Source organism: Ensifer sp. SL37 (genome assembly GCF_026672675.1).
Classification (GTDB): Bacteria; Pseudomonadota; Alphaproteobacteria; order Rhizobiales; family Rhizobiaceae; genus Ensifer; species Ensifer adhaerens.
Genome location: NZ_JAPPRN010000006.1, coordinates 1,759,291 through 1,781,910 on the forward strand (window position 1 = coordinate 1,759,291; position 22,620 = coordinate 1,781,910).

At 63.5% G+C, this 22,620-nt stretch carries 23 protein-coding genes; 15 read left to right on the forward strand and 8 right to left on the reverse strand.

The window, feature by feature from the left end; genetic code table 11:
- Positions 1-13 precede the first annotated feature (13 nt).
- On the forward strand, positions 14-1,420 hold the full coding sequence (gene lpdA / locus OVA00_RS20635; RefSeq protein WP_060586444.1) for a dihydrolipoyl dehydrogenase: 1,407 nt from the start codon (positions 14-16) through the stop codon (positions 1,418-1,420).
- A 146-nt stretch (positions 1,421-1,566) separates the two neighbouring features.
- Here the strand turns inward: lpdA and OVA00_RS20640 are convergent, their stop codons facing one another.
- Entirely contained in the window at positions 1,567-2,061 is a 495-nt protein-coding gene (locus OVA00_RS20640) for an acyl-CoA thioesterase (RefSeq protein ID WP_034802542.1), read from the reverse strand.
- Between the two features lie 190 nt (positions 2,062-2,251).
- Here OVA00_RS20640 and OVA00_RS20645 point away from each other — a divergent pair, with 190 nt between their 5' ends.
- Positions 2,252-2,728, forward strand: a complete 477-nt coding sequence (locus OVA00_RS20645; protein WP_112771758.1) for a DUF2867 domain-containing protein — start codon at positions 2,252-2,254, stop codon at positions 2,726-2,728.
- Here OVA00_RS20645 and OVA00_RS20650 read toward each other — a convergent pair.
- Complete coding sequence (locus OVA00_RS20650) at positions 2,725-3,321, reverse strand: TetR/AcrR family transcriptional regulator (protein ID WP_268089550.1); 597 nt, start codon at positions 3,319-3,321, stop codon at positions 2,725-2,727. The genes OVA00_RS20645 and OVA00_RS20650 overlap by 4 nt on opposite strands.
- Positions 3,322-3,445: 124 nt before the next feature.
- Here OVA00_RS20650 and OVA00_RS20655 point away from each other — a divergent pair, with 124 nt between their 5' ends.
- Both OVA00_RS20655 and OVA00_RS20660 read left to right on the forward strand, forming a co-directional pair.
- The gene (locus tag OVA00_RS20655) at positions 3,446-3,814 is read left to right on the forward strand and encodes a hypothetical protein (protein WP_268089551.1); all 369 of its coding nucleotides are present in this window, start codon (positions 3,446-3,448) and stop codon (positions 3,812-3,814) included.
- The gene (locus OVA00_RS20660) at positions 3,802-4,683 is read left to right on the forward strand and encodes an MFS transporter (RefSeq protein WP_268089552.1); all 882 of its coding nucleotides are present in this window, start codon (positions 3,802-3,804) and stop codon (positions 4,681-4,683) included. Before OVA00_RS20655 ends, OVA00_RS20660 begins: the two co-directional genes overlap by 13 nt.
- 44 nt (positions 4,684-4,727) lie before the next feature.
- Here the strand turns inward: OVA00_RS20660 and OVA00_RS20665 are convergent, their stop codons facing one another.
- Together OVA00_RS20665 and OVA00_RS20670 are read right to left on the reverse strand one after the other, a co-directional pair.
- A complete protein-coding gene (locus OVA00_RS20665) occupies positions 4,728-5,813 on the reverse strand; it encodes a TraB/GumN family protein (protein ID WP_268089553.1) in 1,086 nt (361 codons plus the stop codon).
- A gap of 99 nt (positions 5,814-5,912) precedes the next feature.
- Positions 5,913-6,848, reverse strand: coding sequence for a tyrosine recombinase XerC (locus OVA00_RS20670; protein WP_034802532.1), 936 nt, complete (start codon positions 6,846-6,848; stop codon positions 5,913-5,915).
- A 135-nt stretch (positions 6,849-6,983) separates the two neighbouring features.
- Here OVA00_RS20670 and OVA00_RS20675 point away from each other — a divergent pair, with 135 nt between their 5' ends.
- The gene (locus OVA00_RS20675) at positions 6,984-7,907 is read left to right on the forward strand and encodes a GNAT family N-acetyltransferase (RefSeq protein WP_034802530.1); all 924 of its coding nucleotides are present in this window, start codon (positions 6,984-6,986) and stop codon (positions 7,905-7,907) included.
- A gap of 68 nt (positions 7,908-7,975) precedes the next feature.
- A complete protein-coding gene (locus tag OVA00_RS20680) occupies positions 7,976-9,109 on the forward strand; it encodes an AAA family ATPase (RefSeq protein WP_034802522.1) in 1,134 nt (377 codons plus the stop codon).
- Positions 9,110-9,163: 54 nt separating this feature from the next.
- On the opposite strand, the gene fsa is transcribed toward OVA00_RS20680, so the two are convergent.
- A complete protein-coding gene (fsa, locus tag OVA00_RS20685; RefSeq protein ID WP_034802519.1) occupies positions 9,164-9,817 on the reverse strand; it encodes a fructose-6-phosphate aldolase in 654 nt (217 codons plus the stop codon).
- Positions 9,818-9,996: 179 nt separating this feature from the next.
- Between fsa and OVA00_RS20690 the strand changes: the two genes are divergently transcribed.
- From OVA00_RS20690 to OVA00_RS20725, 8 genes are all read left to right on the forward strand, one after another.
- Complete coding sequence (locus OVA00_RS20690; protein WP_089044347.1) at positions 9,997-12,213, forward strand: primosomal protein N'; 2,217 nt, start codon at positions 9,997-9,999, stop codon at positions 12,211-12,213.
- A 138-nt stretch (positions 12,214-12,351) separates the two neighbouring features.
- Entirely contained in the window at positions 12,352-12,738 is a 387-nt protein-coding gene (locus tag OVA00_RS20695; protein WP_034802512.1) for an AGROH133_08824 family phage infection protein, read from the forward strand.
- Positions 12,739-12,995: 257 nt separating this feature from the next.
- Entirely contained in the window at positions 12,996-13,562 is a 567-nt protein-coding gene (locus tag OVA00_RS20700; RefSeq protein WP_034802509.1) for a F0F1 ATP synthase subunit delta, read from the forward strand.
- Positions 13,562-15,091, forward strand: coding sequence for a F0F1 ATP synthase subunit alpha (atpA, locus tag OVA00_RS20705; protein ID WP_034802507.1), 1,530 nt, complete (start codon positions 13,562-13,564; stop codon positions 15,089-15,091). The genes OVA00_RS20700 and atpA overlap by 1 nt, the downstream gene beginning before the upstream one ends.
- 27 nt (positions 15,092-15,118) lie before the next feature.
- Positions 15,119-16,000 carry a F0F1 ATP synthase subunit gamma gene (locus tag OVA00_RS20710; RefSeq protein WP_034802504.1) on the forward strand — a complete coding sequence of 294 codons (882 nt, stop codon included), beginning with the start codon at positions 15,119-15,121 and terminating at the stop codon, positions 15,998-16,000.
- A gap of 24 nt (positions 16,001-16,024) precedes the next feature.
- Positions 16,025-17,542, forward strand: coding sequence for a F0F1 ATP synthase subunit beta (gene atpD, locus OVA00_RS20715; RefSeq protein WP_034802502.1), 1,518 nt, complete (start codon positions 16,025-16,027; stop codon positions 17,540-17,542).
- Between the two features lie 120 nt (positions 17,543-17,662).
- Positions 17,663-18,064 (forward strand): F0F1 ATP synthase subunit epsilon, encoded by a 402-nt coding sequence (locus OVA00_RS20720; RefSeq protein WP_034803086.1) that lies wholly within the window; start codon positions 17,663-17,665, stop codon positions 18,062-18,064.
- Positions 18,065-18,242: 178 nt separating this feature from the next.
- A complete protein-coding gene (locus tag OVA00_RS20725; protein WP_268089554.1) occupies positions 18,243-19,670 on the forward strand; it encodes a mannose-1-phosphate guanylyltransferase/mannose-6-phosphate isomerase in 1,428 nt (475 codons plus the stop codon).
- 86 nt (positions 19,671-19,756) lie between these two features.
- Here OVA00_RS20725 and OVA00_RS20730 read toward each other — a convergent pair whose 3' ends face one another.
- On the reverse strand, positions 19,757-20,860 hold the full coding sequence (locus OVA00_RS20730; protein WP_034802496.1) for a saccharopine dehydrogenase family protein: 1,104 nt from the start codon (positions 20,858-20,860) through the stop codon (positions 19,757-19,759).
- 125 nt (positions 20,861-20,985) lie between these two features.
- Here OVA00_RS20730 and OVA00_RS20735 point away from each other — a divergent pair, with 125 nt between their 5' ends.
- Positions 20,986-21,417: an Lrp/AsnC family transcriptional regulator gene (locus OVA00_RS20735; protein ID WP_034802493.1), complete on the forward strand. Its 432-nt coding sequence runs from the start codon at positions 20,986-20,988 to the stop codon at positions 21,415-21,417.
- 36 nt (positions 21,418-21,453) lie between these two features.
- Here the strand turns inward: OVA00_RS20735 and OVA00_RS20740 are convergent, their stop codons facing one another.
- Both OVA00_RS20740 and OVA00_RS20745 read right to left on the reverse strand, forming a co-directional pair.
- Positions 21,454-22,368 carry a DUF6030 family protein gene (locus OVA00_RS20740; protein WP_060521384.1) on the reverse strand — a complete coding sequence of 305 codons (915 nt, stop codon included), beginning with the start codon at positions 22,366-22,368 and terminating at the stop codon, positions 21,454-21,456.
- Positions 22,369-22,449: 81 nt separating this feature from the next.
- Positions 22,450-22,611 (reverse strand): hypothetical protein, encoded by a 162-nt coding sequence (locus OVA00_RS20745; protein ID WP_268089555.1) that lies wholly within the window; start codon positions 22,609-22,611, stop codon positions 22,450-22,452.
- Between the last annotated feature and the right edge of the window lie 9 nt (positions 22,612-22,620).

Consider the following 22,620-nt stretch of genomic DNA (forward strand, 5'->3'; position numbering starts at 1 on the left):
GAAGGATATTCTAATGGCTTATGATCTCATCGTTATCGGCAGCGGCCCCGGCGGCTATGTCTGCGCGATCAAGGCGGCCCAGCTCGGCCTGAAGGTCGGCGTCGTCGAAAAGCGCGCCACCTACGGCGGCACCTGCCTCAACATCGGCTGCATCCCGTCGAAGGCGTTGCTGCATGCTTCCGAGATGTTCCATCAGGTTGCCCACGGTGTTGACGCGCTCGGCGTCGAAGTCGCGGCACCGAAGCTGAACCTCGAAAAGATGATGGCCCACAAGGACGCGACCGTTAAGGCCAATGTCGACGGCGTCTCGTTCCTGTTCAAGAAGAACAAGATCGACGGCATCCAGGGCACCGGCAAGGTGCTCGGCCAGGGCAAGGTCTCCGTCACCAACGACAAGGGCGAGGAACAGATCCTCGAAACCAAGAACATCGTGATCGCCACCGGCTCCGACGTCGCTGGCATCCCGGGCGTCAAGGTCGATATCGACGAGAAGGTGATCATCTCGTCGACGGGCGGCATCGCGCTCGAGAAGGTTCCGGCCAACATGATCGTCGTCGGTGGCGGCGTCATCGGCCTCGAACTCGGCTCGGTCTGGGCCCGCCTCGGCGCCAAGGTCACCGTTGTCGAGTATCTCGACACGCTTCTCGGCGGCATGGATGGCGAGGTTGCCAAGCAGTTCCAGCGCATGCTCGCCAAGCAGGGCATGGACTTCAAGCTCGGCGCCAAGGTGACCGGCGTCGTCAAGGACGGCAAGGGCGCCAAGGTGACGTTCGAGCCGGTCAAGGGCGGTGACGCCCAGACGCTCGATGCCGACGTCGTGCTGATCGCCACCGGCCGCAAGCCCTATACCGACGGTCTTGGCCTTGCGGAAGCGGGCGTCGTCATGGACCAGCGCGGCCGCGTCGAGATCGACAATCATTTCCAGACGAGCGTCGCCGGCGTCTACGCGATCGGCGACGTCGTGCGCGGCCCGATGCTCGCCCACAAGGCGGAAGACGAAGGTGTGGCGGTTGCCGAGATCCTCGCTGGCCAGGCCGGTCACGTGAACTATGACGTCATCCCTGGTGTCGTATACACCCAGCCGGAAGTCGCCTCGGTCGGCAAGACCGAGGAAGAGCTGAAGGCTGCTGGTGTCGCCTACAAGGTCGGCAAGTTCCCATTCACGGCCAACGGCCGTGCGCGCGCAATGCTCGCCACCGACGGCTTCGTGAAGATCCTTGCTGACAAGGAAACCGACAAGGTGCTCGGCGGCCATATCGTCGGCTTCGGCGCCGGCGAGATGATCCACGAGATCGCGGTTCTGATGGAATTCGGCGGTTCGTCGGAAGACCTCGGCCGCACCTGCCACGCGCACCCGACCATGTCGGAAGCGGTCAAGGAAGCGGCACTTTCGACCTTCTTCAAGCCGATCCACATGTAAGGATCATGCAGGGGGCTGCGATCACGCGGCCCCCTGTTTCCGGCCGCGTTTCTGCGTGCCGGCTGGCCCTTGTGGCCATTGCTCACCTTATCGGCGTCAGCGCCCGCATTGCCGCTATCGGCGTTTCCGGTCGCCAAGCGACCGTATCATTCTTCTGAAGCAGACCTGAGGGCGTGGAAACGCTCCTCGAACTCGCGCCTCAGGCTGCGCCGTGCCTCGGCAGCGCGCTGCCGGCGCTTGCGGTCGGCCGTGTCGGTGACAAGGGTCGGAACCGGAGTCGGGCTGCCGTCGGCATCGACGGCGACCATGGTAAAATAGCAGGAATTGGTGTGGCGGCGCTCGCCGCTCCTGATGTTCTCGGCCTCGACCCGGATGCCGATTTCCATCGAGGTGCGGCCGGCATTGTTGACGGCTGCACGGAAGGTGACGAGCTCGCCGACATGGATCGGCTGGCGGAAGGTGACCTGGTCGACCGAGAGCGTCACGGCATATTGCTGCGAATAGCGCGAGGCACAGGAAAACGCCACGCGGTCGAGGAGGTTGAGGAGCGCGCCACCATGGACCTTGCCGCTGAAATTCGCCATATCCGGCGTCATCAGTACGACCATCTCGAGTTCGCGTGTGTCGTAGCTGGTTTCCATTGTCCATCTCCAGATTTTGCAGCATCCCGCCTGAGTTATGCAGCTTGGCGGAGCGAAGGGAAGGGGGAGGATCTGGAAGAGGGGATGTGACGATTGGCCCGAGGGCTGCGACAAGCGGTCTTCTGTCCAGGCACGGGGGAGGGGGCGATCATGTCTGCAAGGACGGACGACGCGCGCGTCAGGAGGAAAGATGAAACCGAGAGCCGTGGCCATATCGTTGCCGAGCCGGCATCTACCGGATGCCGATTGGGCCGACCGTTTCGAGCTTGCCCTTGATGGCAAGGGCGTGACCGCGGCGGAAGCCGCCGAACGTTCGCTTGGCCGGTCGCCGCGATGGGTCCGCGTGTTGCTGCGCCTGCGCAACCGCATCGTCTCGATCATCGGCCTGAAGTCGGCGGCGCCGTCCAGCCGTCTGGGACTGATAGGGGCGTTTCCTGTCGTTTCGAAGAGTGATGACGAAGTGGTGCTCGGCTTCGATGACAAGCATCTCGATTTCCGCATCGTCGTCGACGTCCGGGCGGGGTCGGCGGTCAATCAGATCGTCGGCGTCACCACGCTTGTGCGCAGGCACAACACGCTCGGGCGGGTTTACCTCATGGCCGTCACGCCGTTTCACAAGGCTATCGTGCCGACACTTCTGGCGCGGGTGGCGGGTCCTGGCGGTTAAGTCCGGGGTTCAATTTTCAGTCCGGACAAAAGCAGGTCGAGATTGTCGCGCGCGCTGGTGAGGCGCATGGCCGAATCGTCCGCCTCGGCAATCCAGAGCGCCGCATCGGAGAGCGCGCCATTGATCAGCCGCGCCAATGTCTCGGCATTTCCCGGACGTACGACGCCCGCGGCGATCATCGCCGAAAGCCTGGTGGCAAGCGACGCGAGGCATTGGCGCCGGCTCGGTTCCAGCACGCTTGCGCCGAGTACGGCCGGCGCATCCTTCAGCACGATCTGTCGGATTTCCGGTTCAAGCGCCATTTCCAGATACAGCCTGCAGCGGCGCACGAAACCGTCCCACGGGTCCGGGGTCGCGGAGGCTGCGTCGAGCCGTGCGTCCATCTCGCCGTCCAGGGTCTCCACGACCGCACGCAGCAGGCCCTTCTTGTCGCCGAAATGATGATAGAGCGCCCCACGCGTGAGCCCGGCCAAGGCGGTGAAATCGTCCATCGAAGTCTCCGCATATCCGCGTTGCCTGAACGCTTCCCGGGCGGCGGCGATCAGCTTTGCCTTCGTTTCCGCGATCATGTCGCTGCGCGCGCGCCTTGTCATTTGCAGCTCCTCCTTTTGCATACGGTTCGTATGTTAATTGACATGCGAAGCGTATGTCAATATCGTTCCCATACGCGGCGTATGTTAATGATGCCGCGCTCAGACATGTATCGCAGGAGTTTTCATGGCCAATCCCTATGCACAGATCTTTGCTGCCAAAGGCACGGTGGGCTTCACCTTGGCGGGATTGGTGTCACGGTTGCCGTTGTCGATGATGGGCATCGGCATCATCACCATGCTGGCCCAGTCCCGCGGCAGCTACGGGCTGGCTGGCGGTGTGGCCGCCGCCTTCACGCTGGCCTCGGCGCTGCTGGCGCCGCAGGTTTCCGGCTCGTCGATCGCTTCGGCCAGAGCCACGTCCTGCCGGTCGCCGCGGCACTCAGCCTTCTCGGCAGCTCGGCTCTCCTCGTCTTCACCCATTGGCGGGCGCCGGACTGGACACTCTTCGTCTTTGCCATTCTTGCCGGGTGCACGCCCAGCATGTCGGCGATGACCCGGGCGCGATGGACCGAGCTCTATCGCGGCCGTCCGGAGCTGAAGACCGCCTTTTCGCTCGAATCGGTCTTCGACGAGATCTGCTTCATCGTCGGGCCGCCGATCGCCGTGGGCTTAAGTGTCGGCCTGTTTCCCGAGGCCGGACCGCTGGCGGCCGCCGCATGCCTGGCCATCGGGGTCACCGCCTTCGTGCTGCAGAATGGCACCGAGCCACCGGTCAAGCCGGCCGATACGATGGCGCCCGGTTCGGTCCTTCGTTACCCGGCGCTGCGCGTGCTGATTGTCGCGCTCGCCGGCATGGGCATCATTGTCGGCACGATCGACGTGGTCAGCGTCGCCTTTGCCGAGGCCGAACGACGACCAGCGGCGGCGAGCCTCGTGCTCTCCCTCTATGCCCTCGGTTCCTGCATCGCCGGTCTGGCGTTCGGTGCGGTCCGGATCGGCCCCCCTTTGGCGAAGCTGTTCCTGATCGGCGCGGGCATGACCGCCGCCAGCACATTGCCGCTGCTCTTTGCCGACGGGATCGGCAGCCTTGCGACGATGATGTTCATTTCGGGCGTGTTCTTTGCGCCGACGATGATCGTCGCCTTGAGCATCGGCGAAACCGCCGTGCCGCCGTCGAAGTTGACGGAAGGGCTGACCTGGTTGACCACCGGTCTCGGCATCGGTGTTGCGGCGGGTGCGGCGGTGTCAGGCGGCGTGGTCGCGCGCTTCGGCGTTCAGGCCGGCTTCACCATTGCGCTCGCCGCCGGGGCCTTGATCCTTGCCGCAGCGTTCTGGGGCTATCGCCGTCTGTCGTGGATCGAGAGTGATTCTGCCACTGCAAGCGCGTCCGAGGTCGTTTCCCGTGCCGGTGCGCAAGGCTGAGAAGGGAGCGTCGTGCCGGCGGGCGCTCGCTGACGGCCGGCCCGTCAGTTGGCGCGCGTGACCGTAAAACCCTGGGCGCGCAGCAGTTCGACCAGACCTTCCTTGCCCGGCAGGTGCAGTGCGCCGACCGCCATGAAGGCGCCGCCGTCCTTGAGGATCGGTTCGGCGCGCGTCGCCATGGTTTTGTTGCGGTCGACGATGATGCGCTGCTCGAAATCGGCATAGCCGAAATCCTCGGCGCTCTTGTCCGACACGGCTTTCATCATCGGCATGATCATGCCGGTGTCGCCTGCGAGGTAGAGATCGGTCATCGTCGCGAAGACGTCGTCGATGGTCTTGCCGAGCGCGAGCGTCTCGATGAGGGCGCGCAGATGCAGTTCGGTCGGCAGCGAGTCCATGGCGGCGAGCTGCTCGACCAGCGTTTCCAGCCCCTTCAGCGTCTTGCCCTGACTGACGGCATCCTCGGCGATCTTCTTGTCGAGGAAGGAGGCGCCTGCAGCCTTGCGGCTCATTTCGCAGGCGGGCAGCGCAACGAAGCTCGCGATCATCCAGGGCTTCATGCGGGAAACCAGGGTCAGCGGAATGCCGCGTGCCTTGAGGCCTGTTTCGAGCTGTTCGCGGTCGTCGGGCTTCAGGAAGTCGGCGATCGTCTTGTTGTCCGGAAGCATGGTGAGATCGGGTCGCATCAGGATCGCGGCGGCCGACTTCTTCTCGTCGATGATCTCGTCCGATTCGACGATGACGGTCGAGGCTGCCTCGAAGGCGGCGGGCGCCTCAGTCGGCAGGGCCAGCACGCGCGGATCGGTGACATGCATCGTGCCAAGCAGCCAGGACGGCGCGACACCGTCCTTCTCGATCTTCCAGAAGATGCCCTTGCTGTTCGGGATGGCGGCAGCTTCCGCTTCGAGTGCGGCCAGTTTCGTCGGGTCGGATTTTGCAAGCGCGGTCAGAACATTCGCGCCGCCACATTCGACCTCCGTGGCATCAGCCTCAGCGACGAAGACGAGAGTGACGAGGAGGCAGGCGGCGAGCATGACATGCAGCAGGGCGACCAGCCAAAGTGCGCCATCGGCGAGCCGCGCAAGCAGGTGCCGCGGCAGGTTTTGCTGAGGTCTCGCAAAGGCGGTCATCGTTCTTCCCTGACAGTCGCATGGTCGATAGTCGACCCTAGGCCCGGGCCGGTCACGGCTTCCTTAACGGGCATGGTTAATCCGCCCTTTCGCCGAAAATCAGGCGCGCGGGTGGGCGCGGTCGTAGATTTCCAGAAGCCGAGCCGAATCGACGCCGGTATAGACCTGGGTGGTCGACAGGCTGGCATGGCCGAGCAGTTCCTGAATGGTCCTGAGATCGCCGCCGCCGGCCAGCAGATGGGTGGCGAAGGAGTGGCGCAGCGCATGCGGCGTTGCCGTCTCGGGCAGGCCGAGCGCCCCGCGCAGCTTCTGCATTTCGCGCTGGATGATCGCCGGCTGCAGCTTGGCGCCGCGCGCACCCAGGAACAGCGGCGCATCGGCCGCGATCGGATAGGGGCAGAGCTTCAAGTAGGTGGCGACGGCCTCGCGCGCCGCTTCGATCAGCGGCACGATGCGGGTCTTGTCGCCCTTGCCGACGATGCGCAGCGACGAGGGCGCGCCGGCAAATGCTGACGGCGTGAGGCCGAGTGCCTCGGAAATGCGCAGGCCGCAGCCGTAGAGCAGGGTCAGCACCGCTGCGTTGCGCGCCGCGATCCAGGGTTCCTCGGCAAGCTGCGCCTCGGACGTCACGACATTCAGCGCTTCGCGATCGGTGAGCGGCTTCGGCAGGGATTTGGGCTGTTTGGGCGAACGCACCGCAGCCGCACCGGCCGCGTTGGCAAGGCCGTTGCGTTCGAGATAGCGCAGGAAGGAGCGAAGCCCGGCCAGCCCGCGGCCGAGCGTGCGGGCGCCGGCGCCGCCCTTGCGACGCTGGGCGAGGAAGCCGCGAAGGTCAGCCGGCCTCAGCGTGCGGATATCGGAAAGCCGTGGCGGCCCGGCGAGATGGCCGGTGAGAAATGTCAGGAATTGCCGGGTGTCGCGCTCATAGGCCTCGACGGTATTGTCGGAGAGGCGGCGCTCCCGCATGAGGCCGTCCAGCCAGCGCTGACGCTCGGCAAGTAGCTCGGGATGGCCGATGACGAGGAACTCGTTCATTGTCGTTTTCCTGAGTTTGTCGGTCCGCGACAATGCCCTGACGCATCTTAGGTTTTTGCTAATGCACCCTTGGAATCTGTCATCCTTCGATCATATAGAATTGCGATGGTCAGCCGCAAACAAACGGATCGGACTATGGCGGGACGGGATTCGGTGAACGGATTCGCGCATTTTGCAGAAGTAATCACCCTGGTCTCCCAGGGGCAGCCTGGCCACATCGTCGATACCCTGATCGCGGAGCGTGGCCAGCGGATCGTCAAGAGCCCGCTCTGGCCGCTGATGCGGCCTTTTCTCTACACGTTGCTGAACTATCGCAAGGCGCACGAGTTCGCCGATGCCGTCGCCAACATGCCGGGATTCCAGGCCTTCGAACACCTGAGCTCGCTGCTTTCGCTGGAGGTGCGGGTCGACCGGGCCGAGCGCATTCCCGCCAAGGGCGGCTTCCTGCTCGTCAGCAACCACCCGACCGGCATTGCCGATGGGATCGCCGTTTTCGACCTCTTGAAGAGCCGGCGGCCGGACATGATGTTCTTCGCCAATCGAGACGCCATCCGCGTCAATCCGCGTTTCGTCGAAATGGTCATCCCGGTCGAATGGCGCGAGGAACACAAGAGCAAGCTGAAGGCGCGTGAGACGCTGCAGGTGACCAACCGGGCGATCGGCGAGGGTAAGGCGACGGTGCTCTTCCCCTCGGGACGCATCGCCTACTGGGCCGAAGGATGTCTCAACGAGCGGCCATGGAAGACATCGGCCGTGGGCTTTGCGCGCAAATACGGCCTGCCGATCCTGCCGGTGCATATGAGCGCCCGCAATTCCGGCCTGTTCTACTGGTTCGCCAAATGGTCGACCGAGCTGCGCGACATGACCGTGTTCCACGAACTGCTGAACAAGAAGGGCGATCTTTTCGACTTTCGCATCGGCAACCTCATCCCGCCGGAGGCGCTGGAAGGTGAAACGGGCGAGGTGACGAAGGCGCTCGAACGACACACGGTCTTCGATCTGGCGCTGGATGCCGACGCGGCCTTCAAGCCCCGGCTGCAAACGGCGGCCGCGCTCTAGCGACTGTCGTGGCTTACGGAAACGCTGGCGGGCTTCACCCTGAGCGGCGGATCGGCTAGGTCTGAGCCATGCAGCTTCAATCCATGTTTGCCGAAAACTACCGTTCGCTGAGGTCGATCCGCATGGATCTGACCGGGGTCAACCTGTTCATCGGCGAAAACGGCGTCGGCAAGTCCAATCTCTACCGGGCGCTTCAACTCGTGCAAGCCGCCACGCGGGGCACTTTGGCGCGTGAGATTGCCGAAGAGGGCGGCATGTCGTCGGCGCTCTGGAGCGGCCGCCGGCGTGCCGACAAGCCGGCGCGCATAAGGCTCGAAACCGAGCTTCTGGACGAGGAGCGGGCGATCACCTTCCGCTACCGCATCGAGGCCGGGCTGCGTCCGCCGAAGGCTGCGGCCGGGTTCGCCTATGAGCCACAGGTCAAGGAAGAGGAACTGACGGTCGAAACCGGCCGCCGCCCGGTGACGATGATGAAACGCGTGGGCCCCGGCATCTTCGTGCGCGGCGAACGCGGGCGGATGGAGGATTATCCGGAGCAGGCGCTGACGTCCGAAACGGCGATCTCGCTGCTCGGCGATGCCGGCCATTATCCGGAGGTCGGCACCTTCCGCCGAGCGGTCGAGCAGTGGCGCTTCTTTCACGGCTTCCGCACCGACCGCGATTCGCCGTTGCGGCTGCCCTGCCTTGCGGTGACCGCGCCGATGCTCGACGAGACCGGCGTCAATATGGCGGCCGTCTTTGCAACGCTCCGTCACACGCGCGAGGACACGGTCGATCTCGACCGGGCCATCGCCGACGCGTTCGGCGGCGCTTACCTCGATGTTCCCGAACCCGGCCAGTTCGCCGAGTTTTCGCTGGTCTTTCCGGATTTTCCCAACAGACCGTTTTCGCCGCGCGAGCTTTCCGACGGGCAGATGCGTTTTCTGGCGCTGGCGGCCGCACTGCTTTCCTATCGCCGGCCGCGCTTCATCGCGCTCAACGAGCCGGAGACGAGCCTGCACCCGGACATGCTGCCGGCGCTTGCCGACATGATCGCCAGCGCGTCGCGCGAAAGCCAGATCTGGATCGTCACCCATTCGGAGCGGCTGGCGCAGGAAGTGCGTCAACGCTCGGGCATTCGTCCTCGGCGAGTGATCCGCAAGGACAGCGCCACCTGGATCGACGGCATGCGGCTGACAGGGCTGATGGACGATGACGAGTAGGCAACAAAAAGCCCGGCGCGGTGGCCGGGCTCTTTCTGAACTTTCCTGAAAGTATCAGGCGATCTTCTGGCCGGTCTTGGCCCAGTCGGCCAGGAAGGTTTCGAGGCCCTTGTCGGTCAGCGGGTGCTTGACCAGCGCCTTCAGCGTTGCCGGCGGTGCGGTGACGACGTCCGCGCCGATGAGGGCGGCTTCCTTGACGTGGTTCACGGTGCGGATCGAAGCTGCAAGGATCTCGGTCTCGTAGCCGTAGTTGTCGTAGATGTGGCGGATCTCGCGGATCAGGTCCATGCCGTCAAACGCGATGTCGTCGAGGCGGCCGACGAAAGGCGAGACGAAGGTCGCGCCGGCCTTGGCGGCGAGCAGCGCCTGGTTGGCCGAGAAGCACAGCGTCACGTTGGTCTGGTGACCGTCAGACGTCAGCGCCTTGCAGGCCTTGAGGCCGTCGAGCGTCAGCGGCAGCTTGATGCAGATATTGTCGGCGATCTTCGAGAGAACGGCGGCTTCCTTCATCATCTCGGCGTATTCGGTTGCGGTCACTTCAGCCGAAACCGGGCCTTCGACGATGCCGCAGATTTCCTTGGTGACTTCCGTGATGTCACGGCCCGACTTCAGGATCAGCGACGGGTTGGTGGTGACGCCATCGAGGAGGCCGAGATCGTTCAGCTCACGGATTTCCTTGACGTCGGCGGTATCAACGAAAAATTTCATGGGGTCACTCCCTTGGGGCACGATTGCCGTTCGGCGCATATCTACCGGGGAGGAATTCCGTTGGCAGAGATCGCGCGCGTTGAAACTCTGGTGGAACCGTGACAAACCCTGCGGCCTGCAAGGCTGCGGTTCGCAGCGCAGTTTTCTTTAACCGAAACACGTGGCAAGGTCACGGCAAAATGACTCGCGATTCAACCGATTTATTCGGCGATTTGCTCGGGCCCGTTTCGGCCCGTCGCGTCGTGCCGGTCCTGGTGCCCATGCCGGCGCCGAAAGCCTATTCCTATGCGGTTCCCGACGGCATGGCGGTCGAACCGGGCTCGATCGTGCAGGTGCCTCTGGGCCCCCGTCTCGTCGTCGGCGTGGTCTGGGATGGCGATGATGACGGGAGCGTCGATGCCAAGAAACTCAAGACGATCGAGAAGGCTTTCGATTGCCCGCCGTTGACGCGCGACATGCGGACCTTTCTCGATTGGGTGGCCGCCTATACCGTCACGCCGCCGGGGCTGGTGGCACGTATGGCGCTCCGCGCACCGGCGGCGTTCGATCCCGAACCGATGGTGGAGGCACTGCGTCTCACCGAGATGCGGCCGGAGCGCATGACGGCTGCGCGCGAGCGCGTAATCGCTGCCGCCAGTGACGGTTTTTCCTGGACTCGCTCGGGGCTGGCGCATGCCGCCGGCACGTCGTCGAGTGTGATCGAAGGGCTAACCCAGCAAGGCGTCTTCGAGACTGTCTTCATGGCGCCGCCGCCTGTCGTCGCCTTGCCAGATCCCGATTTCACCGCGCCCCGGCTCGAAGGCCCGCAGAAGGATGCGGCCGCCGATCTGCTGGCAGCGGTTGAGGAGGGCGGCTTCTCGGTGTCGCTGATCGACGGCATCACCGGATCCGGCAAGACCGAGGTCTATTTCGAGGCGATCGCTGCGACCCTTCGCGCCGGCAAGCAGGTGCTGATCCTGCTTCCCGAAATCGCGCTGACGTCGAGCTTCCTCGAGCGCTTCCAGGATCGTTTTGGCGCCAAGCCCGCCGAGTGGCATTCGGACTTGGCTCCCCGCACCCGCGAAAAGGTCTGGCGCCAGGTGACCACAGGCACCGTCCGCGTCGTGGCCGGCGCCCGCTCGGCGCTGTTCCTGCCCTTCGAGGAACTGGGCCTCATCATCGTCGACGAAGAGCACGACCCTGCCTACAAGCAGGAAGATCGCGTCTTCTACAATGCGCGCGACATGGCGGTCGTTCGTGGTCGCATCACCGGCTTTCCCGTCGTGCTCGTCTCGGCGACGCCGTCGCTCGAAAGCCGGGTCAATGGCGATGTCGGCCGTTACAAGCCGATCCACCTGCCGACCCGTTTCGGCGATGCGGCGCTGCCGCGGCTCGGCGTCGTCGACATGCGTCAGCACCCGCCGGCACGCGGCGGCTTTTTGTCGCCGGTGCTCTTGAACCAGGTCGGCAAGGCGGTCGAGCGTGGCGAACAGGCGTTGCTCTTCCTCAATCGTCGCGGCTACGCACCGCTGACGCTCTGCCGCGTCTGCGGCCATCGCTTCCAGTGCCCGGATTGTTCGAGCTGGCTTGTCGAGCATCGCTTCCGCGGGCAGATCCAGTGCCACCAGTGCGGCTATTCCGAGCGCACGCCGGAAGCCTGCCCGGAATGCGGCACGCTCGATCATCTGGTGGCCTGCGGGCCGGGGGTCGAGCGCATCGCCGAAGAGGTGGAGCGGCATTTCCCCGAGGCGCGCACCATCGTGCTTTCTTCCGACCTGATGGGCGTCAAACGGTTGAGGCTGGAGCTTGAAGCCATCACGCGTGGCGAAGCCGATATCGTCATCGGCACGCAACTCGTCGCCAAGGGACATAACTTCCCCCTGATGACACTGGTCGGCATTGTCGATGCGGATCTGGGTCTTGCGAACGGCGATCCGCGTGCGGCCGAGCGGACCTTCCAGCTGCTCTCGCAGGTGACGGGTCGTGCGGGCCGAACGGGTCTCAAAAGCCTCGGCTTGCTGCAGACCTATCAGCCGCAGCATCCGGTGATGCAGGCGATCGTTTCCGGCGATGCCGACGCCTTCTACGACCGCGAGATCGCCGAGCGCGAGAAAGCGCTGCTGCCGCCTTTCGGCCGGCTTGCCTCGCTGATCGTTTCGGCCGACACGCGCCAGGATGCCGAGGGCCACGCGCGCGGCTTGCGGATGGCAGCGCCCCGGACCGATGGCATTTCTATTCTCGGTCCGGCCGAGGCGCCGCTGGCGCTGGTGCGTGGGCGGCATCGCTTCCGGCTGCTGGTGCATGGCCGGCGCAACAGCGACATGCAGGCCTTCGTCAAGGCGATGATCGCCGCCGGTCCCAAGGAGCGCGGCTCGATCAGCGTCCAGCTCGACATCGATCCGCAGAGCTTCCTGTAGTTCAAGTTTCCTGTGATCGCCGCATTGAAGAGCTCTTGGGCGATTCACAACCGGGGCGACATGCGCTAGAGGTCAGGGACGCATTGCTCCGGCCGACGACGGGGCAGCATGACAACGGGCTCATCTGCGGGAACGGGCATGGAGTTTTATATTCCGACGGAAACCGGCGAGTTCCTCGCCTTCTGCGCGGCGGCGGTCGCAGCGTTGATCGGCGTCGTCATGCTGTTTGCTCCGCGGCTGACCTTTCGCGCAGCCGGCATCGGTATTGCCGAGGGGCGGCGCGGCGGCCTTGCCGAGGCGCGCTCGACCATGGGCGGCATGCATGTGGGGCTCGGTCTTGCCGCCATTCTGCTCGCCCAGCCGATGGTTTATCTCGCTGTCGGCGCGGCCTTTGCGCTCGCCGCCTTCGGCCGAATCCTCTCGATGATGAGCGACAACGGCAGCACGCTCTACAACTGGGCGGCGCTCATCGTTCAGGCGGCACTCGCCATCCTTCCGCTCGCCTATGTCTTCGGCATGATCTGATTGCGATTGCGGGCTTCCCCGCGATTCACAGCGCAGGACCGAATTTACGGCAAAATTCGGCCAAAGGTGGCCGACTTATGCCGCATTCCTGCCCTTCGCGTGTTGCGAGTCCAAACATCCTATGCTAGACGAACCGCGAATTGCGGGGGAAGTGGGTCGCCAGGCCTCGATATCCTGCAAATTATTGCAGCAAATTCAAGATCTTAAGTTGACGGCCCACCGCCAGCGCAGTTCTTGGATGAAATTGAGAGAAGCTTGTGCCCGTGGCAGACACATCCCAGCTTATTTCCGGTGTTGCAGAAAGATATGCGTCCTCGCTTTTTGAACTCGCGCTCAGCGCCGGTTCGGTCGAGGCAGTCGGTGCGGATCTTACCCGCGTCCAGGCCCTGATCGACGGCAGCGACGATCTGAAGCGGCTGATCGCCAGCCCGGTCTTTTCTGCAGACGACCAGTTCAAGGCCATTTCGGCAGTTGCCGCGAAGGCTGGCATCTCCGGGCTCGTCGGTAACTTCCTCAAGGTCGTTGCCCGCAATCGCCGCCTCTTCGCGCTGCCGGGCATGATCAAGGCGTTCCGCCTGATCGCCGCGCGCCATCGTGGCGAAATTTCCGCCGACGTCACGTCGGCCCATGCGCTCTCCGCGGCGCAGGAAACTGAATTGAAGGCGACGCTGAAGAGCGTCACCGGCAAAGACGTGGCGGTCAACGTCACCGTCGACCCGTCTATTCTTGGAGGTCTGATCGTCAAGGTCGGGTCCCGCCAGATTGACACTTCCCTTCGCACCAAACTCTCTACCCTTAAGCTTGCACTGAAAGAGGTCGGCTGATGGATATCCGCGCCGCGGAAATTTCCGCAATTCTCAAAGATCAGATCAAAAATTTCGGCCAGGAAGCAGAAGTCTCCGAAGTCGGTCAGGTGCTTTCCGTCGGTGACGGTATTGCCCGCGTCTACGGCCTCGACAATGTCCAGGCAGGCGAAATGGTCGAATTCCCGGGTGGAATTCGCGGCATGGCGCTGAACCTCGAAGCCGACAACGTCGGTGTCGTTATCTTCGGTTCGGACCGCGACATCAAGGAAGGCGACACCGTCAAGCGGACTGGCGCCATCGTGGACGTTCCGGTTGGTCCGGAACTGCTCGGCCGCGTCGTCGACGCGCTCGGCAACCCGATCGACGGCAAGGGCCCGATCAACGCCAAGCAGCGCTCGCGCGTTGACGTCAAGGCTCCGGGCATCATTCCGCGCAAGTCGGTGCATGAGCCGATGTCGACCGGCCTCAAGGCCATCGACGCCCTCATCCCGGTTGGCCGTGGCCAGCGCGAGCTCGTCATCGGCGACCGTCAGACCGGCAAGACCGCGATCATCCTCGACACGATCCTCAACCAGAAGGCCATTCACGACAATGGTCCGGAAGGTGACAAGCTGTATTGCGTCTACGTCGCAATCGGCCAGAAGCGTTCGACCGTTGCCCAGTTCGTGAAGGTTCTGGAAGAGCGTGGCGCTCTGCAGTACTCGATCATCGTTGCTGCGACCGCTTCCGACCCGGCTCCGATGCAGTACCTCGCACCGTTCGCCGGTTGCGCGATGGGCGAATACTTCCGTGACAACGGCAAGCATGCCCTGATCGGCTACGACGACCTGTCGAAGCAGGCTGTTTCCTACCGCCAGATGTCGCTCCTGCTGCGCCGCCCGCCGGGCCGCGAAGCTTACCCGGGCGACGTTTTCTACCTGCACTCCCGTCTGCTCGAGCGCGCTGCAAAGCTGAACGACGACATGGGCGCTGGCTCGCTGACGGCTCTGCCGGTCATCGAAACGCAGGGTAACGACGTTTCGGCGTTCATCCCGACCAACGTGATCTCGATCACCGACGGCCAGATCTTCCTCGAAACCGACCTGTTCTATCAGGGCATCCGTCCGGCCGTTAACGTCGGTCTGTCGGTTTCGCGCGTCGGCTCGGCCGCGCAGATCAAGGCGATGAAGCAGGTTGCCGGCTCGATCAAGGGCGAACTCGCCCAGTATCGCGAAATGGCCGCCTTTGCGCAGTTCGGCTCGGACCTCGACGCCGCTACGCAGCGCCTGCTGAACCGCGGTGCCCGCCTGACCGAACTCCTGAAGCAGCCGCAGTTCTCGCCGCTGAAGACGGAAGAACAGGTCGCTGTCATCTTCGCAGGCGTCAACGGTTACCTCGACAAGCTGCCGGTCAACCAGGTCGGCAAGTTCGAGCAGGGCCTGCTTTCGTACATGCGTTCGGAAGGCAAGGACATCCTGGAAACCATCCGCAAGGACAAGGCGATCTCCGACGACGTCAAGGGCAAGCTGAAGGCTGCAATCGACAGCTTCGCCAAGTCTTTCGCCTGAGCGGATTTCATTTAGGACGGATAACGGATGCCTTCACTTAAGGATCTGAAGAACCGGATCGCCTCCGTCAAGGCGACGCAGAAGATCACCAAGGCGATGAAAATGGTCGCCGCGGCGAAGCTTCGGCGCGCGCAGGAGGCGGCCGAGGCCGCCCGGCCTTACTCGCAGCGTATGGCTGCCGTTCTCGCCAACATCGCCCAGGCGGTTGGCGCGGACGACAGCGCGCCTGCGCTGATGACCGGAACCGGCAAGGACGATACGCACCTTCTGGTCGTCTGCACGGCTGAACGCGGCCTTTGCGGCGGCTTCAACTCGCAGATCGCCCGTCATGCCCGCGACCACGTTCGCAAGCTGCTTGCAGCCGGCAAGACGGTCAAGATCATCTGCGTCGGCAAGAAGGGCTTCGATATTCTGCGCCGCGAATACGCGTCGCTGATCATCGATCGTGTCGACCTGCGTGAGGTCAAGAAGATCGGCTTTGAAAACGCCGACCAGATTGGCCACAAGATCATCGCGCTCTTCGAAAAGGGCGAGTTCGATGTCTGCACGCTGTTCTATTCTGAGTTCAAGTCCGTTATCGCCCAGATTCCGACGGCTCAGCAGCTGATCCCCGCTTCGGCCGGCCCGGTCGCAGCGGAAGCATCGGATGCTTCGGCCGTCTACGAATATGAGCCGGACGCGGGCGCGATCCTCAGCGATCTTATTCCGCGCAACATTTCGGTGCAGATCTTCCGGGCCTTGCTCGAGAACGTCGCCGGCGAAATGGGCGCCAAGATGAGCGCGATGGATAACGCGACGCGCAATGCTGGTGAGATGATCAACAAGCTGACGCTGAACTACAACCGTCAGCGCCAGGCTCAGATCACCAAGGAACTCATTGAAATCATCTCGGGCGCGGAAGCGCTCTAAGGTCACGAGAAGAGGGTAAGGATTATGGCTAAGGCAGCTACCCCGAAAGAAACCGCAGCGGAGAAGAAGCCCGCTGCACCGAGGAAGGCAGCTTCCGCCAAGACCGCAGCAGCAGCCGCAACCGGCGCTGTCGGTCGCGTAACGCAGGTCATCGGCGCCGTCGTCGACGTCGCGTTCGATGAAGGCCAGCTTCCGCAGATCCTGAACGCGCTGGAAACCGACAACAACGGTAACCGCCTCGTTCTCGAAGTCGCACAGCACCTCGGCGAAAACGCCGTCCGTACGATCGCCATGGACTCGACCGAAGGTCTCGTCCGCGGCCAGTCGGTCACCGACACCGGCGCACCGATCACGGTTCCGGTTGGCGACGAAACGCTCGGCCGTATCATGAACGTCATCGGCGAGCCTGTTGACGAAGCAGGCCCGCTCGTCACCTCGGGCAAGCGCGCCATCCACCAGGAAGCGCCGTCCTACGTCGAGCAGTCGACGGAAGCGCAGATCCTCGTCACCGGCATCAAGGTCGTCGACCTTCTCGCTCCTTACGCAAAGGGCGGCAAGATCGGCCTCTTCGGCGGCGCAGGCGTCGGCAAGACCGTTCTCATCATGGAACTGATCAACAACGTCGCCAAGGCGCACGGTGGTTACTCGGTGTTCGCAGGCGTGGGTGAACGTACCCGCGAAGGCAACGACCTTTACCACGAAATGATCGAGTCCGGCGTTAACAAGCACGGCGGTGGCGCAGGCTCCAAGGCTGCGCTCGTGTACGGCCAGATGAACGAACCGCCGGGCGCCCGCGCTCGTGTCGCTCTGACGGGTCTGACGATCGCTGAAGACTTCCGCGACAAGGGTCAGGACGTTCTGTTCTTCGTCGACAACATCTTCCGCTTCACCCAGGCAGGTTCCGAAGTGTCGGCTCTGCTCGGCCGTATTCCGTCGGCCGTGGGTTACCAGCCGACGCTGGCGACCGACATGGGTCAGATGCAGGAACGCATCACTACGACGACCAAGGGCTCGATCACCTCGGTTCAGGCCATCTACGTTCCGGCCGACGACTTGACCGACCCGGCACCGGCAACCTCGTTCGCCCACCTGGACGCAACGACCGTTCTGTCGCGCTCGATCGCCGAAAAGGGTATCTACCCGGCCGTTGACCCGCTCGACTCGACCTCGCGCATGCTCGACCCGATGATCGTCGGCGAAGAGCACTACGAAGTGTCGCGTAAGGTGCAGACGACCCTGCAGCGCTACAAGGCGCTCCAGGACATCATCGCCATCCTGGGCATGGACGAACTGTCTGAAGAAGACAAGCTGGCCGTTGCCCGCGCTCGTAAGATCGAACGCTTCCTGTCGCAGCCGTTCTTCGTCGCCGAAGTCTTCACCGGTTCGCCGGGCAAGCTCGTCGCTCTCGAAGACACGATCAAGGGCTTCAAGGGCCTGGTCAACGGCGAGTACGACCACCTGCCGGAAGCTGCCTTCTACATGGTTGGCTCGATCGAAGAAGCGATTGAAAAGGCCAAGAAGCTGGCTGCCGAAGCCGCTTGATAGCACTGTTAAGCCTCGGCGCTGCACAAGCGCCGAGGCTTCCATCCTGTCCTTTCGCAAGGATAGGGAAGACATGCACAGCCATCTCTCAGGTGGCGCGCCCACAAGAAGTGAATGGTCATGGCCGATTTCAACTTTGAGCTTGTTTCCCCCGAGCGCTTGCTCGTCTCTGAAAAGGTGACGGAAGTCGTCATTCCGGCGACCGAGGGCGAGATGACCGTGATGGCCAATCACGCGCCGACGATGACGACGGTGAAGCCCGGCGTGGTCACGGTGAAGCTGGCCGACGGCAAGACGGAGCGCTTTGCGGTGTTTGGCGGCTTTGCCGACATCCTGCCGACCGGCTGCACGCTGCTCGCCGAATCCGCCGTTCATGTCGATGAACTCGACCGCACGGCTCTCGAAAGCCGTATCGACGCGGTTCGTGCCGAGCTGGAAGGCGCCGGTGACGAAAAGAAGACCCGTCTGGAGCAGTTCGTCGCCGAACTGACGAAGCTCGGCGAGATCGTGATCCCGGCCTGAAAGGGACACCCGGAAGGGTGAAGCGAATGAGAAAGCCCCGCCCTCGAGCGGGGTTTTTTGTTGCCTGTTTTGCCCGATCTTGTAACCAATAGCAGCCGGACCGGCCGCTTTAGCCATTCTTCATTAGAGCTGCTGTACTGAGCCGGCATCGTTCAGCCTAGGAAGAGAGACCGTTGGCATGACGTCGAAGATTGTTCCTGTCATCATGGCCGGCGGAAAGGGCACCCGACTGTGGCCGCTCTCGCGCTCAGCCGCGCCCAAGCAGTTCCTGCAGATTCTTTCCGAGCGATCGCTGTTCCAGCAGACGCTCGAACGCGTGGGCGACCGCACGCGATACGAGCCGGCCATCGTCGTCACCAACAGCGACTTTCGCTTCATCGTCGCCGAGCAGGCCCGTACGATCGAGGCTGAGCTCGGCGACATCCTCTTGGAGCCGGTGGCGCGCAACACCGCACCGGCCCTTGCGGCCGCCGCCTTTGCAGTCCTTGGCCGCTACGACGAAGGGGCGATCATGCAGGTGCTTGCCTCCGATCACGAGATCGATGCCGGCGTCCTCTACGAGGACTGCATCCTGAGAGCGCAGGCGGCCGCCGGGCGGGGAGAGCTGGTGACCTTCGGCATCACGCCGACCGAGCCGGCCACCGGTTACGGCTATATCGAGTGCGGCGAAGAGCTGGCCGAAGGTACGAACCGGGTGGTGCGTTTCGTCGAGAAGCCGGATCGGGCGAAAGCCGAGGCGATGATCGCGACCGGGCGCTATCTCTGGAACTCCGGCCTGTTCATGCTGCCGGTAACGCTCTTTCTCGACGAGTTGAAGCGCTTTGCGCCCGAAGTATTCGACGCAGCGAAGGCTGCCGTCGAAGGTGCCTACAAGGATCTCGATTTCACCCGGCTGCACGGCGATAGCTTTGCAGCCGCTCCGGATATTTCCGTCGACTACGCCGTTTTCGAAAAGACCGACCATGCAGCCGTTGTGCCGTCGTCCTTCCCCTGGTCGGATCTCGGAAGCTGGGATGCGGTGTGGAAGACCGGGCGCAAGGACGACGACGGCAATGTCGTCACGGACCGGGCGACGGTGTCGAACACCCGCAACTCGCTGGTTCTGTCACGCGACATTCACCTGGCGGTGCAGGGGTTGGAAGACGTGGCCGTCATCGCCGGCGAGGACGCCGTCTATGTCGGGCGGCTAGACGACAGCCAGAGCGTCGGCCATATCGTCAAGGCGCTCGCGCGTTCTCCCAAAACCGCAGCGCTGACGGAAGTGCACCCCACCGCCTACCGTCCCTGGGGCGCGGTGGCCGCGCTTTCCGACGGCGAGCGCTTCTCGGTGAAGCGGCTGCGTGTGACGCCCGGCAAGAAGATCTCCCTGCAGAAGCACCATCACCGCGCCGAGCACTGGATCGTCGTGCGCGGCACGGCGGAGATCACCATGGGCGGCGAGACGCGGCTCCTGCACGAGAACGAGTCCGTGTTCATTCCGCAGGGCACGGTGCACCGGCTGCACAACCCGGGCAAGATTCCGCTCGAGCTGATCGAGGTGCAGACCGGCTCCTATCTCGGCGACGACGACACCGTTCGCATTGAAGACGAATTCGGCCGCAACTAAGCGCATCGCATCGTTGCCGGACCGTGAAACGAAAAATGCCCGGGCTGAACCCGGGCATTGAAGTCGGCGCATCAGGACTGATTGGCTCAGCCGGCGACGCGCGCGCTCTCGCCCTTCTGGGCGTAGTAGTGACCGAAGCGGTTGGCGAGGAAGGTGTCGAGGCCGATGTCTTCCTGACGAACGAAACCCTTCTGGGCGATCTTGCCTTCGGCGAGCAGATCGAGCACGGCGCAGATGCTGCCGGCCGTGGTGATCTGGATGCCGCTCTGCATGCGACCGGCAACGACGCCGCTATAGACCTTGTTGGCGTAGGTTTCCTGGATCAGGCGACCGTCGCGGAAGCCCGAAACGGTGACGAAGATCACGACGACGTCCTGGGTGGTGGTCGGCAGCGAATTTTCGAAGATGTCCTTGAGGACTTCGCGGCGGTGACGCAGGCCGAGGTCGTTCAGCAGCGCCTTCATGATGGCGGCGTGACCCGGGTAGCGGATCGTCTTGTAGTTCAGCGTGCGGACCTTGCCCTTCAGCGTTTCGCAGAGCGTGCCGAGGCCGCCTGAGGTGTTGAAGGCTTCGTAGGTGACGCCATCAAGCGAGAATTCTTCGCGCTCTTCCATGGCCGGAACTTCGATCAGGTTGCTCTCAACGATCGCCTCGCAGGGCTCGATGTATTCGTTGATGACGCCGTCGGTGCTCCAGGTGAGGTTGTAGTTCAGAGCGTTCGACGGGTACTGCGGCAGGGCGCCGACGCGCATGCGCACGCTTTCCAGCGTCTGGAAGCGGCTGGCGAGATCGTTGGCGACGATCGAGATGAAGCCCGGTGCGAGGCCGCACTGGGGGATGAAGGCGGTGTTCGCCTTGGCGGCGATCGCCTTGACCTGGCGGGTGGATTCGACGTCTTCGGTAAGATCCAGGTAGTGGATGCCGGCTTCGGCAGCGGCTTCGGCGATTGCGACCGTCAGGTGGAACGGAGCGGCGCTGAGCACGGCGAACTTGCCGGAGAGAAGGGCGACGAGCGCCTTCTTGTCGCCGATGTCGACGGTTGCCGTCGTGATCGCGGCATGCTTTTCGACCTGTTCCAGCTGCTCGGCGGCGCGGTCGGCGACGCAGACGCTGTAGTCGCCGGTGTGGGCCAGCATGCGAGCGATGGTGGAGCCGATCTTGCCTGCTCCGATGACGACGATATTCTTCATTCTTTCCCCCGGGGTATGAGAACTGTTTGTGTCTCTATTGTCGCGGGAGGGGCTGTTGATTTGAAGCGCTGATATGACTAAATCGCCTATCTAAATTCGGCAGATTGCCCAACAGGATCGACGAAATGCAGATCACCGACAAGGATCGCGAGCTTCTCGCCATCTTGAGCGAGAACGCCCGCATGCCGACGGCGACGATTGCCCGAAGGCTTGGTCTGTCGCGCACGACGGTGCAGGCCCGTATCGAGCGCTTGGAGCGCGAAGGCATCATCGCCGGCTATGGCGTGCGCCTCTCGGAAAGCTACGAGAAGGGGCTGGTCAAGGCGCATGTGCTGATCACCATTGCGCCGCGGGCGCTCTCGCGCGTGACTCCAGAACTGAGCGCCATCCGGGAAATCCAGACGCTGCATTCGGTCAGCGGCAGCTTCGACCTGATCGCCGTGGTCGCCGCGATGTCGATCAGCGAACTCGATCTGCTGATCGATCGGATCGGCGAAATCGACGGTGTCGACCGGACGCTGTCGTCGATCATCCTCTCGACGCGGATCGACCGCTAGGCCGTCCTTCGGCTCAAGCGACAAGCGACGCGGCCGTCAGGGTGGGCTAGCGGACGGCGCGGATTCCTCTTTGTTGCTACCCGTTCCGTCGGGCACCTTGGCTGGAGCGTTCCAGGCGCTCGGCCCCCGAACGAAACTGCGCAGGCTGCCATCGCCATAGGCGAGCCACTTGCTGCGGTCGAAATATTGTTCGGCAATGTTCTTCGGGCGGGCGCGGGCGGGTTGATTGGCGAGGAAATTGTAGCGCTGCGTCTCCTCGTCGGATTCACGCTTGAGCTGGATGCGGCTGCCGAAGCGCTTGAGGTCGAACTCCCTCAGCGCCTGGATCTGCAAGGTGACGCTGGCCGCATCCGCCCAGCGCACGTGGTCGAGGAACACGGATGCCGCGCGCGCCGCCGCCGTCGTCACCGCCTGGCTGTCCTCCTGGCGCTCGATGTTGAGCTTGACCCGGAACGATGAGATCTCTTCCTCGCCGCTGCCCTTGACGAAGATGAAGATCGAGGAGGGTTTGTCCTCGCCCGGCCGGGGGAAGGAAATGAGCGACGAGCATTCCCATTGGGCCTGTTCGCCGGCGCTCGATTTCCATTCGAGTTCCCGAAACCCGGCGTCGCGCAACTCGTCGCAAAGCGCCTTGGGGTCGCTGCGGATGGCGCGCAGGAACGGCTGCTCCGGCGTCTGCAGATCCTGGAAGGTCCAGGCGGGCAGGGCGATGCGCGGTGGCACGCGCCTCGCGCGCTTCGTGCCCGTCGTCTCGTCTGGCTTTCCCCGTTCGAGGAAGGTCGTCGGCAGGCCGAATGCGAGCAGAACCCTTTTCAGATTGCGCTGCTCGTTGGCGAGCAGGGCCGTCGCGACGATGGCGGTGACGATCAGCAGCAGGGCCACGATGAAGAAGCGCAGACCGGTGCTGCGGGCCGGCTTGCCGGCGGGCGTCTTGCCTTTGGCCGTGCTCATGCAGCCTCGCCCGCCCGATGATGGGCGATGAGCTGCGGAGCCTCCAGCGAAGGGCGATCGGTCTGCCGGGTTTCCATGATCTCAGGCTAGCAAGATGTCCAAGCTTTCTTCATCCTCGAAATCCGTCGCGGCGGCAATATGCAACCGCCGATAACCGCGCGGCGACTTTTGCATCCAGGCACAACGCGCCGGTGAATGGTTGTCGGCGTGAACTAAAAAGTTGAAATCCGGAAGCGATTGCATAGCTTGCGT

Bases quoted from the DNA above. Each gene is read 5' to 3' on its own strand.
- lpdA (WP_060586444.1), top strand. From the start codon at position 14: ATGGCTTATGATCTCATCGTTATCGGCAGCGGCCCCGGCGGCTATGTC.
- OVA00_RS20640 (WP_034802542.1), bottom strand. From the start codon at position 2,061: ATGGAAACCAGCTACGACACACGCGAACTCGAGATGGTCGTACTGATG.
- OVA00_RS20645 (WP_112771758.1), top strand. From the start codon at position 2,252: ATGAAACCGAGAGCCGTGGCCATATCGTTGCCGAGCCGGCATCTACCG.
- OVA00_RS20650 (WP_268089550.1), bottom strand. From the start codon at position 3,321: ATGACAAGGCGCGCGCGCAGCGACATGATCGCGGAAACGAAGGCAAAG.
- OVA00_RS20655 (WP_268089551.1), top strand. From the start codon at position 3,446: ATGGCCAATCCCTATGCACAGATCTTTGCTGCCAAAGGCACGGTGGGC.
- OVA00_RS20660 (WP_268089552.1), top strand. From the start codon at position 3,802: ATGTCGGCGATGACCCGGGCGCGATGGACCGAGCTCTATCGCGGCCGT.
- OVA00_RS20665 (WP_268089553.1), bottom strand. From the start codon at position 5,813: ATGACCGCCTTTGCGAGACCTCAGCAAAACCTGCCGCGGCACCTGCTT.
- OVA00_RS20670 (WP_034802532.1), bottom strand. From the start codon at position 6,848: ATGAACGAGTTCCTCGTCATCGGCCATCCCGAGCTACTTGCCGAGCGT.
- OVA00_RS20675 (WP_034802530.1), top strand. From the start codon at position 6,984: ATGGCGGGACGGGATTCGGTGAACGGATTCGCGCATTTTGCAGAAGTA.
- OVA00_RS20680 (WP_034802522.1), top strand. From the start codon at position 7,976: ATGCAGCTTCAATCCATGTTTGCCGAAAACTACCGTTCGCTGAGGTCG.
- fsa (WP_034802519.1), bottom strand. From the start codon at position 9,817: ATGAAATTTTTCGTTGATACCGCCGACGTCAAGGAAATCCGTGAGCTG.
- OVA00_RS20690 (WP_089044347.1), top strand. From the start codon at position 9,997: ATGACTCGCGATTCAACCGATTTATTCGGCGATTTGCTCGGGCCCGTT.
- OVA00_RS20695 (WP_034802512.1), top strand. From the start codon at position 12,352: ATGGAGTTTTATATTCCGACGGAAACCGGCGAGTTCCTCGCCTTCTGC.
- atpA (WP_034802507.1), top strand. From the start codon at position 13,562: ATGGATATCCGCGCCGCGGAAATTTCCGCAATTCTCAAAGATCAGATC.
- OVA00_RS20710 (WP_034802504.1), top strand. From the start codon at position 15,119: ATGCCTTCACTTAAGGATCTGAAGAACCGGATCGCCTCCGTCAAGGCG.
- atpD (WP_034802502.1), top strand. From the start codon at position 16,025: ATGGCTAAGGCAGCTACCCCGAAAGAAACCGCAGCGGAGAAGAAGCCC.
- OVA00_RS20720 (WP_034803086.1), top strand. From the start codon at position 17,663: ATGGCCGATTTCAACTTTGAGCTTGTTTCCCCCGAGCGCTTGCTCGTC.
- OVA00_RS20725 (WP_268089554.1), top strand. From the start codon at position 18,243: ATGACGTCGAAGATTGTTCCTGTCATCATGGCCGGCGGAAAGGGCACC.
- OVA00_RS20730 (WP_034802496.1), bottom strand. From the start codon at position 20,860: ATGAAGAATATCGTCGTCATCGGAGCAGGCAAGATCGGCTCCACCATC.
- OVA00_RS20735 (WP_034802493.1), top strand. From the start codon at position 20,986: ATGCAGATCACCGACAAGGATCGCGAGCTTCTCGCCATCTTGAGCGAG.
- OVA00_RS20740 (WP_060521384.1), bottom strand. From the start codon at position 22,368: ATGAGCACGGCCAAAGGCAAGACGCCCGCCGGCAAGCCGGCCCGCAGC.
- OVA00_RS20745 (WP_268089555.1), bottom strand. From the start codon at position 22,611: ATGCAATCGCTTCCGGATTTCAACTTTTTAGTTCACGCCGACAACCAT.